General features: G+C 62.1%; 15 protein-coding genes. 4 read left to right on the forward strand and 11 right to left on the reverse strand.

The genetic code is table 11. The features are described from left to right. Positions 1-19: 19 nt before the first annotated feature. The 7 genes from lepB to rpoE form a co-directional block, all read right to left on the reverse strand. Positions 20-874: a signal peptidase I gene (gene lepB, locus BLR77_RS02810; protein ID WP_074675369.1), complete on the reverse strand. Its 855-nt coding sequence runs from the start codon at positions 872-874 to the stop codon at positions 20-22. Between the two features lie 6 nt (positions 875-880). Further along, a complete protein-coding gene (lepA, locus tag BLR77_RS02815) occupies positions 881-2,680 on the reverse strand; it encodes a translation elongation factor 4 (protein WP_074675370.1) in 1,800 nt (599 codons plus the stop codon). Positions 2,681-2,831: 151 nt separating this feature from the next. After that, positions 2,832-4,256: a DegQ family serine endoprotease gene (locus tag BLR77_RS02820; RefSeq protein WP_074675371.1), complete on the reverse strand. Its 1,425-nt coding sequence runs from the start codon at positions 4,254-4,256 to the stop codon at positions 2,832-2,834. Between the two features lie 35 nt (positions 4,257-4,291). Next, positions 4,292-4,747, reverse strand: coding sequence for a SoxR reducing system RseC family protein (locus tag BLR77_RS02825; protein WP_074675372.1), 456 nt, complete (start codon positions 4,745-4,747; stop codon positions 4,292-4,294). Further along, on the reverse strand, positions 4,744-5,691 hold the full coding sequence (locus BLR77_RS02830) for a MucB/RseB C-terminal domain-containing protein (protein ID WP_074675373.1): 948 nt from the start codon (positions 5,689-5,691) through the stop codon (positions 4,744-4,746). Before BLR77_RS02830 ends, BLR77_RS02825 begins: the two co-directional genes overlap by 4 nt. 15 nt (positions 5,692-5,706) lie before the next feature. After that, positions 5,707-6,279, reverse strand: coding sequence for a sigma-E factor negative regulatory protein (locus BLR77_RS02835; protein ID WP_074675374.1), 573 nt, complete (start codon positions 6,277-6,279; stop codon positions 5,707-5,709). A gap of 30 nt (positions 6,280-6,309) precedes the next feature. Further along, positions 6,310-6,891 carry an RNA polymerase sigma factor RpoE/AlgU gene (gene rpoE / locus BLR77_RS02840; RefSeq protein WP_017677768.1) on the reverse strand — a complete coding sequence of 194 codons (582 nt, stop codon included), beginning with the start codon at positions 6,889-6,891 and terminating at the stop codon, positions 6,310-6,312. 366 nt (positions 6,892-7,257) lie between these two features. On the opposite strand from rpoE, the gene nadB reads away from it, so the two are divergent. Then, a complete protein-coding gene (gene nadB, locus BLR77_RS02845) occupies positions 7,258-8,889 on the forward strand; it encodes an L-aspartate oxidase (protein WP_074675375.1) in 1,632 nt (543 codons plus the stop codon). Here nadB and BLR77_RS02850 read toward each other — a convergent pair. Continuing rightward, positions 8,843-9,310, reverse strand: coding sequence for a protein YgfX (locus BLR77_RS02850; protein ID WP_074675376.1), 468 nt, complete (start codon positions 9,308-9,310; stop codon positions 8,843-8,845). The two genes, nadB and BLR77_RS02850, sit on opposite strands and share 47 nt — an antisense overlap. Further along, positions 9,294-9,548, reverse strand: coding sequence for an FAD assembly factor SdhE (locus BLR77_RS02855; protein WP_017677771.1), 255 nt, complete (start codon positions 9,546-9,548; stop codon positions 9,294-9,296). The genes BLR77_RS02850 and BLR77_RS02855 overlap by 17 nt, the downstream gene beginning before the upstream one ends. Positions 9,549-9,693: 145 nt before the next feature. On the opposite strand from BLR77_RS02855, the gene ygfZ reads away from it, so the two are divergent. From ygfZ to BLR77_RS02870, 3 genes are all read left to right on the forward strand, one after another. After that, on the forward strand, positions 9,694-10,635 hold the full coding sequence (gene ygfZ / locus BLR77_RS02860) for a CAF17-like 4Fe-4S cluster assembly/insertion protein YgfZ (RefSeq protein ID WP_074675377.1): 942 nt from the start codon (positions 9,694-9,696) through the stop codon (positions 10,633-10,635). Positions 10,636-10,681: 46 nt separating this feature from the next. Continuing rightward, positions 10,682-11,518 carry an HDOD domain-containing protein gene (locus BLR77_RS02865; RefSeq protein ID WP_074675378.1) on the forward strand — a complete coding sequence of 279 codons (837 nt, stop codon included), beginning with the start codon at positions 10,682-10,684 and terminating at the stop codon, positions 11,516-11,518. Between the two features lie 65 nt (positions 11,519-11,583). Further along, complete coding sequence (locus tag BLR77_RS02870) at positions 11,584-12,339, forward strand: substrate-binding periplasmic protein (protein WP_074675379.1); 756 nt, start codon at positions 11,584-11,586, stop codon at positions 12,337-12,339. Here BLR77_RS02870 and BLR77_RS02875 read toward each other — a convergent pair. Both BLR77_RS02875 and BLR77_RS02880 read right to left on the reverse strand, forming a co-directional pair. Further along, a complete protein-coding gene (locus BLR77_RS02875; RefSeq protein ID WP_074675380.1) occupies positions 12,322-13,719 on the reverse strand; it encodes a sensor histidine kinase in 1,398 nt (465 codons plus the stop codon). The genes BLR77_RS02870 and BLR77_RS02875 overlap by 18 nt on opposite strands. Further along, complete coding sequence (locus BLR77_RS02880) at positions 13,716-14,387, reverse strand: response regulator (RefSeq protein ID WP_074676742.1); 672 nt, start codon at positions 14,385-14,387, stop codon at positions 13,716-13,718. The genes BLR77_RS02875 and BLR77_RS02880 overlap by 4 nt, the downstream gene beginning before the upstream one ends. Positions 14,388-14,433 lie beyond the last annotated feature (46 nt).

Raw genomic sequence — 14,433 nt, forward strand, 5'->3', positions numbered from 1 at the left:
TTGAACAGCGCGCCAGTGCTCAATGAATCAGGCCGACTCGAGAGAAGTTGGGCAGATTGCTGGTCTTCGGCTCCGGCCAGCTCATCCAGATGGCGAAGGCCTTGCCGACGATATGGTCGTCCGGGACCATGCCCCACAGCTCCTGAGGGATATGACGATCACGCCAGTAACGGCTGTCGTTGGAGTTGTCGCGGTTGTCGCCCATCATGAAGTAGTGCCCTTCCGGCACCACCCATTGGCCGCCAGGCTCGCGGCGCATGCGGGTCATTTCCTTGCGAATGGTGTGTTCGACCTGCCCAAGGCGTTCCTGGTAGAGCATCGCACTGCCCAAGCTGCCAGCTTCTTCGCCGATCAGTTTCTCGGCCACCGGCTCACCGTTGATCAGCAGACGCTTGCCCTGGGTGTACTCGATACGATCGCCCGGCAGACCGACCACGCGCTTGATGTAGTTGATGCTTGGATCGCTGGGGTAGCGAAACACCATCACATCGCCGCGCTGCGGGTTGTCCACCTCGATGATCTTCTCGTCGATCACCGGCAGACGAATGCCGTAAGCGAACTTGTTGACCAGGATGAAATCGCCCACTTCCAGGGTCGGCTTCATCGATCCCGAAGGGATCTGGAACGGCTCGACCAGAAACGAGCGCAGCACCAGCACGATAGCCAGCACCGGAAAGAAGGATTTGCCATACTCGACGAGCAAGGGCTCCTTGCTCAGGCGCTCCAGCACCCTGTCGTCGGGATCGTCGACCCGCCCCTGGTACGCCGCAATCGCCGCACGGCGGCGCGGAGCCAGCAAAATCAGATCGACCAGAGCCAGGAAGCCGCAAACGGCGACCGCGATAACCAACAGGAGCGGGAAATTGATCGACATAGAGCCTTAGCTATCCAACCTGAGCACAGCAAGGAAGGCTTCTTGTGGAATTTCCACGTTACCGACCTGCTTCATGCGTTTCTTACCGGCTTTCTGCTTCTCCAGCAGCTTCTTCTTACGGCTCACGTCGCCGCCGTAACACTTGGCCAGTACGTTCTTTCTGAGCGCCTTGACAGTGGTCCGCGCGATGATCTGACCGCCAATGGCTGCCTGGATCGCCACGTCGAACATCTGCCGAGGAATCAGTTCCTTCATCTTCTCGGTCAACGCACGGCCCTTGTAGGCCGCATTGTCGCGGTGCACGATCAGGGCCAGGGCATCGACCTTGTCGCCATTGATCAGTACGTCCAGCTTGACCAGATTGGCAGACTGGTAGCGATCGAAATGATAGTCCAGCGAAGCGTAACCGCGGCTGGTGGACTTGAGCTTGTCGAAGAAGTCCAGCACCACTTCGTTCATCGGCATGTCATAGCGCACTTGCACCTGGCTGCCGAGGAACTGCATGTCGCGTTGCACGCCGCGTTTTTCGATGCACAGGGTGATGACGTTACCCAGGTGCTCCTGCGGTACCAGGATGGTCGCGTTGACGATCGGCTCGCGGAAATCGGTGACCGAAGAGACATCCGGTAGCTTGGAGGGGTTGTCGACGACGATGGTTTCGCCGGTCTTGAGCTCGAGCTCGTAGATCACGCTCGGCGCGGTGGTGATCAGGTCGAGGTCGTACTCGCGCTCCAGGCGCTCCTGGATGATCTCCATGTGCAGCATGCCGAGGAAGCCGCAACGGAAGCCGAAGCCCAGGGCATCGGAGCTTTCCGGCATGTACTGCAGCGACGAATCGTTGAGGGTCAGTTTCTGCAGGGCATCGCGGAAGTCCTCGAAGTCGTCGGAGCTGACCGGGAACAGCCCGGCGTAGACCTGCGGCTGGATCTTCTTGAAGCCCGGCAGCACTTCGACCTCTGGGGTCGTGGACAGGGTCAGGGTGTCGCCCACCGGCGCACCATGAATGTCCTTGATGCTGGCGATGATGAAGCCTACTTCACCGGCTTTCAGATCAGCGGTGGCGGTGTGTTTCGGGGTGAATACACCGACGCTGTCGACCAGGTGCACCTTGCCGGTGGACTTGACCAGGATCTTGTCACCCTTCTTCACGCGGCCATGACGCACACGCACCAGCGAGACCACGCCCAGGTAGTTGTCGAACCAGGAGTCGATGATCAGCGCCTGCAGCGGTGCTTCGATATCGCCAGTCGGAGCTGGAATCGTGTGCACCAGGCGCTCGAGAACCTCGTCCACGCCCATGCCGCTCTTGGCGCTGCAGGCCACGGCATCGGTGGCGTCGATGCCAATGATCTTCTCGATCTCGTCCTTGACGCGATCCGGGTCGGCCTGAGGCAAGTCCATCTTGTTCAGCACCGGCATGACCTCAAGGCCCTGCTCGATGGCGGTGTAACAGTTGGCAACCGATTGCGCTTCGACGCCCTGACCGGCATCGACTACCAGCAGCGCGCCTTCGCAAGCGGCCAGCGAGCGACTGACTTCATAGGTGAAGTCAACATGGCCCGGGGTGTCGATGAAGTTCAGTTGGTAGACCTTGCCGTCCTGCGCCTTGTAGTGAAGCGTGACGCTGTGAGCCTTGATGGTGATGCCGCGCTCACGCTCCAGATCCATGGAGTCCAGGACCTGAGCCTCCATTTCACGCGCGGTGAGGCCGCCGCACATCTGGATGAAACGGTCAGCCAAGGTGGACTTGCCGTGGTCAATGTGGGCAATGATGGAAAAATTGCGGATATGACTCAGGTCACTCACAGATCAACACTCGAAGAAGGCATAGGCAAGACGCTTGCCGAAAATAGCCGGGGATTGTACCCGATCCCTCGCGACCGCGTCACGTCTGCACAGCGCTGGTGCAGATACGAAGAAGGGCGCTCGAAAGCGCCCCTCTACCGCATTGCCTGAATTACTCAGCCAGCTTGAAGGTGATGAAGCTGGCACGCCCCTGACGCAGCACCCGCATGGATACCGAACGATTCTTCGGCAGGTCCTGCGCCACCTTGGTGAAGGCGCTGGTGGAATCGATGGCCTGATTGTTCAGGTGAGTGATCACGTCACCGGGACGCAGGCCAATCATGGCCGCCGGACCATTGAGCACTTCCTTGACGACGACACCACCCTTGAGGTCGAGGCCTTTCTTCTGCTCGGCAGTCAGTTCAACCACCGTGACGCCCAGACGGTTGTTGCTGCGCTCGCCACCCTGCGCCGAACCGGAGGACGCCAGCTCCTGGCCCTCCTCTGGCAACGTGCCGACGGTGACGTTGAGTTTCTTGCGCGAGCCGTCACGCACGACATCCAGCTCGGCTTTATCGCCCGGTTTCAGGCCGCCAACCAGATGCGGCAGATCAGCCGACATGATGATCGGCTTGCCATTGAGGCTGAGGATCACGTCACCGACCTGCAGGCCGCCCTTGTCCGCCGGACCATCTTCCAGCACCTGCGCGACCAGCGCGCCAGCCGGCTTGTCCAGACCGAAGGACTCGGCCAGATCCTTGTTCACTTCCTGAATCACCACACCGAGCCAGCCGCGGGTGACCTTGCCGTCAGCCTTGAGCTGATCGGCCACCTGCATGGCCACTTCCATCGGGATAGCGAAGGACAGCCCCATGAAACCGCCGGAACGGGTGAAGATCTGCGAGTTGATACCCACCACTTCACCCTGCAGATTGAACAGCGGACCACCGGAGTTCCCTGGATTGATCGCCACATCGGTCTGAATGAACGGCACGTAGCTGTCGCTCGGCAGGTTACGCCCCTTGGCGCTAACGATACCCGCCGTCACCGAGTGATCGAAGCCAAACGGCGAACCGATGGCCAGCACCCACTCGCCGACCTTCAGCTCATCGGACTTGCCCAGGCGCACCACGGGCAGGTCCTTGCCCTCGACCTTGAGCAGCGCGACATCGCTGCGCGGATCAGCACCGATCAGCTTGGCTTCCAGTTCGCTGCGATCGGACAGTCGCACGATGATCTCGTCGGCATCGGCGACCACATGATTGTTGGTCATGATGTAGCCGTCCGGCGAGATGATGAAACCGGATCCCAGCGACTGCGCCTCGCGCTGACGACCACCTGGGTTACGCGGAATCTGTGGAATGCTGCGCTCGAAGAACTCGCGGAACATCGGCGGCAGGCCTTCCAGATCAGGCAGGCCCGGCTGACTAGCAACGGCGCGTTCGGGCATCTTCTGGCGGGTACTGATATTGACCACCGCAGGCGAGGCTTCCTCTACCAGATCGGTGAAGTCAGGCAGACTGGCCTGAACCAACAGACTTTGCCCCCAGAGCAAGGCTACCGCCAGCAGCGGCACAATGGACTTGAGTTTTCTCATCGAACTACGACTCCCCATGTAAAACTCGGACACACTCAACCCGCCACTGGCGCAGGCACCAGCAGCGTACGTAGGACAACGGGTTGCAACGAGGGGTTCTCGGCAACGCGAGCAGCGCGCCAGCGAACCAGCAGCCAACTGGCAAGCAGACCACTCAGGCCAGCGAGAATCACCAGAGGCTCAGACAGACCGAAACCGTCCGCCAACAGCGCGGCGGCGAACAGACCAAGAAGTGGAAGCAGATAGACCAAGAGAGAGCTGCGCACCAGCAGATCCTCGCGCACTCCGATGATCACGGTGTCGCCAACTGCCAACTGCGACTGATTGAGGGCACGGACATAACCGCGCTGTCGACCTACGCCGAGACGATCCATCAGCCCCTGACCGCACGCCGCATTGGCCGAACAACTCGAGCAGGTGCTCTTGCGCAGCGTCTCGACCCAGACAGCGCCGGGCTCGAGCGCCACTACACGCCCCTGCTCTTCGATCATTGGCTAGCCTGTTCAGGCACTCCGGCGCGCATCGACAGGGCTATGCGCTCGGCAGTCCCCAGAGGAATCTCACCGACCACGGTAACCATCACGTCACCCGCATCGGTGCTCATCCGTCGCGAAACGGCGACGGTTGGACCCAACTGACTGCGCGCGTCTTCGACGACGCGACCTTTAAGAGGCTCGAGAAAAACCGAGAATCGCACCAGGCCATCGCCGTACATCAGATAGGTGACGGAGTCATCAGCGGCAGGCCCGCGACGCACCTGCGCAGTGGTCAGAGTGAAACCCGGCGGCAACCAGTCGGATCGCCAACTGCCTTCGTCCATGCTGTCGGCAGCGCGGAACCGCACCGGCCTGCAGCTGGAGCTAGGCTGCATGGCATTTTCAGCCGGTACAGAAGTATCCAGTTGGGCGAACTGGAAGCGTTCCAGAAGCTGGCCGCGCTCGTTCAACAGCAGGGACTTCAGCGGCAGCCCGGTCTCACGATCCAGATGCAATTCGAAGCCGTAGCGATGCTGGTCCTTGGGGGCCAACACCAGAACGACCGCTGGACGATTGGCAATGCGCGACTTGCCAGCGACACGAATGTCATACCAGTCGCTCAGTTGCTCGGCATCCAGCTGGCGAGCAGGCCATGCCTGCCCTTCACTGACCTGGTCGGCCAACGCGCCAGTGACGCACTGAGCCTGACCATCGACTTTCAGCACTTCCTGAGCAGGCCCATCGAGTTGCAGAAGGCGTTCGCGAACTGCGCCCCCCTCCTCCACCCGATGCCACACGGCATGGGTAGAAAAACTCCCATTACGCTCATAGATGAACGTGCCCTGGAAGCTTTGCTGGCGCTCCGCCGCAGCGAGACGCCCGAGCAGGTCCTGCACCTCGGAGGCCTGAACCGGCAACGCCAGCAGACCACCGAGAAGGTAGAGGGGAATCGCGCGCATGTGACTCCTTAGCGCTTAGCGGTTTTCCAGACTCGCAGCCCGAGCATAAGGCAGAGCGGTTTCACCGGTACCCATCACGGCTTCCTGCGCATGTTGACGCAGGTAGTTCGGCAGGCGCTGCTCATGCCAGCTGGCAGTGCCTGCTTCGGCGGCTTCGCCGGCTTCCTCGCTGCTGTTGTAACCAGCGAGCAGTGCAGGACCCTGGACCTGAGGTACCGAGAGTACCGGAGAAGTCTCCTGCTGGGCCAGTTGAGCGCCGCTCAGGTCATCCTGATTGTAGAAGCGCACACCCGCCAGCACTGCAACGGTCACCGATGCTGCCACGGCTACGCGACCGACACTACGCCAGATCGGCGCCTTGCGTGCCGGAACGGCTTCGTCGGCCAGCGCCGCGGAGACCGCAGATGCGATGTCCAGTTGCGGCACCAACAGTTCACGATGCATGGCTGCACGGGCGACCTGGTAACGCGACCAGGTGCCACGCAGCTCGCCATCCTCGCTGGCTGCGAGCACACGCCGCAGTTCCAGTTCGTCCGCTTCGTTATCCATCACCGCGGACAGCGATTCCTGCAGGGTTTCACGACTCATGGTGTTCCTCTCTTGGCTGTCGCCGCTGCCTTAGGTTTCCTGCAACAGAGGTTGCAGGGACTTATCAATTGCCTCACGTGCACGGAATATCCGCGAACGCACCGTGCCTACCGGGCATTGCATGACGCCTGCAATGTCCTCGTAACTCAAGCCTTCGAACTCACGCAGGGTCAGGGCCGTGCGCAAATCATCCGGCAGTTGGGCGATGGTTCGATGCACGGTGGCTTCGATCTCGTCGCGCAGCAATGCCCGCTCCGGTGACTCGATGTCCTTGAGGCCGTGATCGCCATCATAGAACTCCGCGTCATCGCTACTGACATCACTATCTGGCGGCCGCCGACCGCGGGACACCAGATAATTCTTCGCCGTGTTGATGGCGATGCGGTACAGCCATGTATAGAACGCACTGTCACCGCGAAAGTTTCCAAGCGCTCGGTAGGCTTTTACGAACGCCTCCTGAGCGACATCCTGAGCCTCGTGGGTGTCGTGCACGAATCGCACGATCAGACCGAGGATCTTGTGCTGATACTTCAGCACCAACAGATCGAAGGCACGCTTGTCACCACGCTGCACTCGCTCGACCAGTTGCTGATCATCTTCCTGGGTTAGCATGCATTCTCCTCGTAACGCTTGGAGGAGGCTTGCGCCCGTAAGCGAATCAGCTTGCCAAGATAGACTCGGGTCTTACGCAAAAGTTCTCCCCTCCAAGCAAGCTTCCCGCAGAGTTTTCTTCCCTCTGCCTGGAATGGCGCCAGCGGAACCTTTCCGCTCGCGCAAATAATCTTATCGCCGCTCATTTCCACACCCTCCGCTGACTTCAGATGCAGGCACGCGCATGCGCTCTCCCTTATATGGGCGACCCTCTATGGAACCTTAATGACTAAGAAAGTTCCCGAGCACCGCGGTCGGTCATAAGCTGGCTATTGTGCCGCTGCCCCTCTCTATATACTAGGGCTCGCTTTCACGCGGAACTCGGACATGAGCCAACATTTCCAGCATGACGTTCTGGTCATCGGCAGCGGTGCTGCCGGCCTGACCCTCGCACTCACCTTACCGTCCCATCTGCGCATCGCGGTATTGAGCAAAGGCAAGCTGGCCAATGGCTCGACCTACTGGGCGCAAGGTGGCGTGGCAGCCGTGCTGGACGATACCGACACGGTCGAATCCCACGTCGCCGACACCCTCAATGCCGGCGCAGGTCTGTGCAGCGAAGACGCGGTGCGCTTCACGGTAGAGCACAGCCGCGAGGCTATCCAGTGGTTGATCGATCAAGGCGTGCCTTTTACCCGTGACGATGAAACCGCACGCGAGGACGGCGGCTTCGAGTTCCACCTGACCCGCGAAGGCGGCCACAGCCATCGGCGCATCATCCATGCTGCCGACGCCACCGGTGCGGCGATTTTCAACACCCTGCTGGAACAGACCCGGCAACGCCCGAATATCGAACTGCTGGAGCAACGCGTTGCCGTCGACCTGATCACCGAGCGCAAGCTCGGATTGGACGGCGACCGCTGCCTGGGCGCTTACGTGCTCGACCGTGCGCGCGGCGAAGTGGACACCTTCAGCGCGCGCTTCGTGATTCTTGCCACCGGCGGCGCGGCCAAGGTCTACCTCTATACCAGCAACCCGGACGGTGCCTGCGGCGACGGCATCGCCATGGCCTGGCGTGCCGGTTGCCGTGTCGGCAACCTGGAGTTCAACCAGTTCCACCCTACCTGCCTGTATCACCCGCAGGCCAAGAGCTTCCTGGTCACCGAAGCCGTGCGCGGCGAAGGCGGCCTGCTCAAGCTGCCCAATGGCGAACGCTTCATGCAGCGTTTCGATGAACGCGCCGAACTGGCACCGCGCGATATCGTCGCGCGCGCCATCGACCATGAAATGAAGCGCCTGGGTGTCGACTGCGTGTACCTGGACATCAGCCACAAGCCCGCCGAGTTCATCAAGAGTCACTTCCCCACCGTCTACGAACGCTGCCTGGGCTTTGGCATCGACATCACCAGGCAGGCCATCCCGGTCGTACCGGCGGCGCATTACACCTGCGGCGGCGTGGTGGTCGACCAGCACGGCCGCACCGACGTGCCCGGCCTGTATGCCATCGGCGAAACCAGCTTCACCGGCCTGCATGGCGCCAACCGCATGGCCAGCAATTCGCTGCTCGAATGCTTCGTATACGCACGCTCTGCCTGCGCCGATATCGCCGAGCAGCTGGACATTATCGACATGCCCACCAACCTGCCGGACTGGGACGCCAGCCAGGTGACCGACTCCGACGAGGACGTGATCATCGCCCACAACTGGGACGAGCTGCGGCGCTTCATGTGGGACTACGTCGGCATCGTGCGCACCAACAAGCGTCTGCAACGCGCGCAACACCGCGTGCGCCTGCTGCTGGACGAGATCGACGAGTTCTATTCCAACTACAAGGTCAGTCGCGACCTGATCGAGCTAAGAAACCTGGCGCTTGTGGCTGAACTCATGATCCGCTCGGCGATGCAGCGCCATGAAAGCCGCGGCCTGCACTACACCCTCGACTACCCCGAGCAGTTGGCCGAAGCCCGCGACACTATTCTGACGCCGACGCCCCAGGCTCAGCCCAACGCCGCCGGCTGAACTTCAAACGCAAGCGCAGGCGCCGGTGCTGCTCGGGCGCCAGCGCATCGCGGGCAATGCACAACCCGCGACTGAAGCGCTGGCCTGGCAGGCGATACCGCAGCACCACCGCCAGCGGCAACGCCAGACTGTCCGGGCGTAGCTGCACCGCCTGCCAGCCTGCTGCAACGCTGTAGAGGTGCCAGCCGAATCCATCACGGCGCAAACCCGTGATGGCCTGCGGCGCAGTCAACAGGACATGTCGCGGCAGCACCCAAGCCGCATGTGCCAGGCATGCCACGAGTGACAGCAGCTTTGACCAGATGGGAATGTCGGCCAGCCACGGCGCCAACAAGGCCAGCGCCAGGACCGACAGATAGAGCCTCAGCAGCCAGCGTGATGGCTGCCAACGGCACTCGAAGGCATCACTTGGGTTGGACACGATCCAGGATCATGCGCACGATATGGCGCAGGTCGGCATCCTCGGGTTCGCCGCGCTGCATGAACCAGCCGAACATGTCCTGATCCTCGCACTCCAGCAGCTTGCGGTAGCGCGCCTGGTTCTCGGCATCCAGGCTCGGGTACACCTCCTTGACGAAAGGCACCAGCAGTACGTCCAGCTCCAGCATGCCACGGCGGCTATGCCAGAACAGGCGATTCAGTTCACTTTGCTCAACCATGCAACGGACTCCTCGAACGAGGGCGGCAGTATAACGGCGAATTGCCTCGCTGTTCACCGAGACACTGCGCAATTGCGCTGACAAGGCCCCACCCCGCCCACTATGATGACGCCCCTGACCCTTATTCAGTGATTCGATTTGCATCATGGCCGATAGCGCTTACTTCACCCTCCTCGATCACGAAGGCCTGCTCGCAGTACGCGGCGCGGACGCAGCCAAGTTCCTGCAGGGCCAAGTGACCTGCAACCTCAATTACCTCAGTGCCAGCCAGTCCAGCCTTGGCGCCCGCTGCACGCCCAAGGGTCGCATGCTGTCGAGTTTTCGCATCGTCCCGGTGGAAGACGGCTACCTGCTGGCCATGGCACGCGAGCTGATCGAGTCGCAGCAGGCCGATCTGCAGAAATATGCGGTGTTCTCCAAATCCAAGCTCAGCGACGAAAGCGCCGCCTGGATCCGTTTTGGCCTGGCAGGCGCCGATGCCGTACTGAGCGAGCTTGGCCTGCAACTGGGCGCTGCCAGTGATTGCCTGGCCAGCGCCGGACAACTGCTCGCCGTACGCCTGAGCGATGGCCGCGCCGAACTCTGGGCGCCAGTTGCCGAAGCCGAAGGCCTGCAAACCCGCCTGGCAGCCCAGCTGCCGCACGCGCCACTGAACGACTGGTTGCTGGCGCAGGTACGCGCGGGCGTGGGCCAGGTATTCGGCGCCACACGTGAGCTGTTCATCCCCCAGATGATCAACCTGCAGGCCCTGGGCGGCGTAAGCTTCAAGAAAGGCTGCTACACCGGCCAGGAAATCGTCGCGCGCATGCAGTACCTGGGCAAGCTCAAGCGCCGCCTGCAACGCCTGCGCCTGGTCGCTGCAGAGCTACCGGCCGTCGGCGTCGAATTGTTCTCCCCGGTGCATGGCTCCAGCGTTGGCGAAGTGGTGCTGGCGGCCCAGGCCGGCGACGTCATCGAGCTGCTCGCCGTATTGCAGGAAGACGCCGTCAACGACGGTCGCATTCATCTCGGCGGCAGTGAAGGCCCGACGCTGACCCTGCTCGACCTGCCTTATCAGCTGGATGCCGACCAGGAAATCCAGCGCTGACTAAACTTCCCCGGCGCCGCATCGGATCGCCTAAGAGAGCCATTTCATGAGCAAGCTTGCCGAAAAAGTCCAACAGGAACTGATCCACGCCATCGAGAACGATGAGCTGGTGCTGCCCACCCTGCCCGAAGTGGCGCTGAGGGTTCGCGAGGCTGCGGAAGATCCGGATATCGGCATCCCGCAGATCAGCAAGGTGATCGGTAACGATGCCGCGCTCACCGCGCGCATCATCAAGGTGGTCAACAGTCCGCTGCTGCGCAGCAACAAGGAAATCACCGACCTGCAGATGGCCGTCAGCCGTCTGGGCATCAATTACACCTGCAACCTGGCCACGGGCCTGGCCATGGAGCAGATGTTCCAGGCCACCAGCGACGTGGTCGACCGCAAGATGCGCGAGGTGTGGAACAAGAGCACCGAGATCGCCGGTATCTGCCACGTCTTGTGCCGTCACTACACCCGCCTGATGCCCGATCAGGCCACGCTCGCCGGCCTGGTGCACCAGATCGGCGTGCTGCCGATTCTCACCTACGCCGAAGAACACAACGAGCTGCTGGCCGACTCCATCAGCCTCAACCATGTGATCGAGCAGATCCACCCGATCATCGGCGACAAGATCCTGCGCACCTGGGAATTTCCCGAGCCCATCGCCATCGTGCCGAGCCAGTATCTGGACTTCACTCGCGATTCGGCCAAGGTCGATTACGTCGATATCGTCCAGGTCGCCACGCTGCAGAGCTACCTGGGCAGCGAGCACCCCTACACCCAGCTGGACTGGAGCAAGGTCCCGGCGTTCGCCAAGCTCGGCCTCGATCCGCAGGTCGACATGCAGGCCGACGAAGACCTCTCCGCCGCCATGGAAGCGGCCATGAGCATGCTGCAATAAAAGCCTCTCGCCACGGATGGCAGAACGCCTCTACACTCAAGCCACTCGCTTGAGGAAGTAGAGCCATGCGTTACGCATTCGTCCTGCTCGTCCTGTTGTTCGGCAGCGCCCAGGCTGCCGAGCAAGTACGTCTGACCAACGGCGAGTGGCCACCCTATCTCGGTAAAACCCTGCCCCACCATGGTGTGGCCTCACGCATCGTCGCCGAGGCGTTCGCGCTGCAGGGCGTCGAGGTGCAGTGGGAATTTCACCCCTGGATACGCTCCCTGAAAATGGCCGAACAGGGCCTGCGCGACGGCAGCGCCGTCTGGCTTGCCAATCCCGAACGTGAACAGCGCTTTCACATCAGCGAGCCGGTGGTCGAAAGCGGCTACTACCTGTTTCATCGCAAGGCCCATGCGTTTGACTGGGACGATCTCAAGGATCTGCGCGGCCTGCGCATTGCCGGCACTCGCGGTTATGACTACGGCGAGGCGTTTGAGCGCGCTGAAGCCGCAGGTGAACTCAAGGTGATGCGCCTGACCAGCGATGAACAGGGCCTGCGCCAACTGCTGGCCGGACGCATCGATCTGTTTCCCGTGGACAAGGTGGTGGGCTTCGACCTGCTCTATCAGAAATTCAGCGCTACCGAACGCCAGCGCCTGAGTTTTCATCGCAAGCCCCTGCGCAGCGACAGTCTGCATCTGCTGCTGTCGCGCGAAGTGCCGGGCAATGCCGAGCTGATGCAACGCTTCAATCGTGGCCTGAAGCAATTGCGCGACAGTGGCAAGGTTTCCCAGTATCTGCTGGAGATTCAGCAGCCGCTAAGCCTCAGCCACTGACAGCGGAAACTCGACCCGCACCCGCAGACCATGCGGCTGTGCCTGATGCAGACTGATCCGAGCCTGGTGGGCGCGACAGATCTCGCCGACGATGGCCAGACCGAGACCGGCACCATGGCCCAGGTTGCTGCGCCGGTAGAAACGCTCGAAAACCCTCTCATGCTCGGCCTCGGGAATGCCCGGACCGTCGTCCTCGACCTCTAGCACCGACGGCGCCAGTGCGCGGATGATCAGGTTGCCGCCAGCTGGCGTATGCGCCAACGCGTTGTCCAACAGGTTGTTCAGCAGCTCGTTGAGCAGCGTAGGCTCGCCATCGACCCACACGGGCTGATCGGCCTCCAGCGCCAACGCGACGCCGCGAGCGTGAGCCAGTGGCGCCATGGCCAGACCCAGTTCGCGCGCCAGCTGGCTGAGGTCGATACGCTGCGCGCCGCCTTCGGTAATGGCTCGCGCACCGCTCTCGATACGCGCCAGGGACAGCAATTGATTGGCCAGCGAAGTCAGACGATCACCTTGCTGCGCCACCTGCTCCAGGGTGCTGCGCCATTCTTCGGGCTGCTCAGCTCGCAAGCCCAGCGTGATGCGCGCTTTCAATGCCGCCAGCGGCGTGCGCAGCTCATGGGCGGCATCGGCTATGAACTGCGACTGCCGCTCGAACAGCCCGCGCAAGCGCTCGTTGAACTGGTTCAATGCCTCCACCAGCGGCAGCACCTCGCGCGGCAGACCGCTGTCCGGCAGCGGCTGCAGGTCGTCGCTGGCCCTTTCGGCCACTTCCCGGCGCAGCGCCTCCAGCGGCCGCAGGGCCAGGTTCACTGCCAACCACACCAGCAGCAGCGCACTGAACGAGAGCAGCCCCATGCGCCACAGGGTGCCGATCAGCAACTCACGGGCCATACGCTCGCGTGCGCCCTGGGTTTCCGCCACGCGGATCTCGGCCATGCCGTTGAGCTGCGGTTCGCTGACCGGCTGCAGCAGGCTGACCACACGCACACCCTGTCTGCGGTACTGGGCATCGTAGAAATGCGCCAGCGCCGGATAATCGTCGGTACGCGGCGTGCCCGGCGGTGCTGGTGGCAGGTCCTCATAGCCGGAAACATGATTACCCTGCAGGTCGAGCACCTGATAGTAGATACGCCCGGCGCTGTCGTAGGCGAAGGTATCCAGCGCGACGTAGGGAATATTGGCGCGCAACCGGCCATTGTCGGCATACAGACCATCGGCCACCGCGCGCGCCGATGCCAGCAGCGTGCGGTCATAAGCCGTATCGGCTGCACGCCGCGCGCTCCAATAGGCGCTGAAACTGCTCAGCAGCAGGATCAGCGACAACAGCAGCGCCAGGCGCCGCAGCAGACGTCCACGCAGGCTGACGCCACGACTCATGCCTCGACCGCCTCCAGCAGGTAGCCAAGACCGCGAAAGGTGACGATGCGTACGGCGCTGCCCTCGAGCTTCTTGCGTAGACGGTGAATGTAGATTTCGATGGCATCCGGACTGGCGTCCTCGTCCAGACCGAACACCTGCGCCGCCAGTTGCTCCTTGCTCATCACCCTGCCGGGCCTGGCGATCATTGCCTCCAGCACCGCCTGTTCACGAGCAGTCAGGCTCAGCGCCTCGCCATTGAGACTGAAACGCCGTGCCCCAAGGTCGTAGACCAGCTCGCCGCAGCGCTGCAGTTGCTCGCCGCCGAGTACGCTGCGCCGCAGTAGCGCCTTGACCCGCGCTTCCAGCTCGGTCACTTCGAAGGGTTTGGCCAGGTAGTCATCGGCACCGAGGTTGAGACCATGCACGCGGTCCTTGACCTCGCCACGTGCAGTCAACATCAGCACTGGCAGGGTCTGGCCGCGATCACGCAGGCGCGCCAGAACGGCGAAGCCATCCAGGCGTGGCAGGCCGATATCGAGAATCGCCAAGGCGTACTCTTCGCTGCACAGCGCAAGGTCAGCCGCGACGCCATCGTGCAGCACGTCCACCGTCCAGCCAGCACCTTTGAGCGCCTGGGCCACACTTTCCGCCAATTGCGGATGGTCTTCGACCAGCAGAATCCGCACCGCCACCTCCAGCTGCAGCATCGTTAAAGGCGCGCAGTTTAGCGCC

Origin of the sequence: Ectopseudomonas alcaliphila (genome assembly GCF_900101755.1) — a bacterium.
In the GTDB taxonomy this organism is placed as follows: domain Bacteria; phylum Pseudomonadota; class Gammaproteobacteria; order Pseudomonadales; family Pseudomonadaceae; genus Aquipseudomonas; species Aquipseudomonas alcaliphila.

Excerpts from the sequence above, each read along its gene's own strand:
- lepB (WP_074675369.1), bottom strand. The coding sequence starts at position 874 with ATGTCGATCAATTTCCCGCTCCTGTTGGTTATCGCGGTCGCCGTTTGC.
- BLR77_RS02820 (WP_074675371.1), bottom strand. The coding sequence starts at position 4,256 with ATGAGAAAACTCAAGTCCATTGTGCCGCTGCTGGCGGTAGCCTTGCTC.
- BLR77_RS02825 (WP_074675372.1), bottom strand. The coding sequence starts at position 4,747 with ATGATCGAAGAGCAGGGGCGTGTAGTGGCGCTCGAGCCCGGCGCTGTC.
- BLR77_RS02830 (WP_074675373.1), bottom strand. The coding sequence starts at position 5,691 with ATGCGCGCGATTCCCCTCTACCTTCTCGGTGGTCTGCTGGCGTTGCCG.
- BLR77_RS02835 (WP_074675374.1), bottom strand. The coding sequence starts at position 6,279 with ATGAGTCGTGAAACCCTGCAGGAATCGCTGTCCGCGGTGATGGATAAC.
- rpoE (WP_017677768.1), bottom strand. The coding sequence starts at position 6,891 with ATGCTAACCCAGGAAGATGATCAGCAACTGGTCGAGCGAGTGCAGCGT.
- nadB (WP_074675375.1), top strand. The coding sequence starts at position 7,258 with ATGAGCCAACATTTCCAGCATGACGTTCTGGTCATCGGCAGCGGTGCT.
- BLR77_RS02855 (WP_017677771.1), bottom strand. The coding sequence starts at position 9,548 with ATGGTTGAGCAAAGTGAACTGAATCGCCTGTTCTGGCATAGCCGCCGT.
- ygfZ (WP_074675377.1), top strand. The coding sequence starts at position 9,694 with ATGGCCGATAGCGCTTACTTCACCCTCCTCGATCACGAAGGCCTGCTC.
- BLR77_RS02865 (WP_074675378.1), top strand. The coding sequence starts at position 10,682 with ATGAGCAAGCTTGCCGAAAAAGTCCAACAGGAACTGATCCACGCCATC.
- BLR77_RS02870 (WP_074675379.1), top strand. The coding sequence starts at position 11,584 with ATGCGTTACGCATTCGTCCTGCTCGTCCTGTTGTTCGGCAGCGCCCAG.
- BLR77_RS02875 (WP_074675380.1), bottom strand. The coding sequence starts at position 13,719 with ATGAGTCGTGGCGTCAGCCTGCGTGGACGTCTGCTGCGGCGCCTGGCG.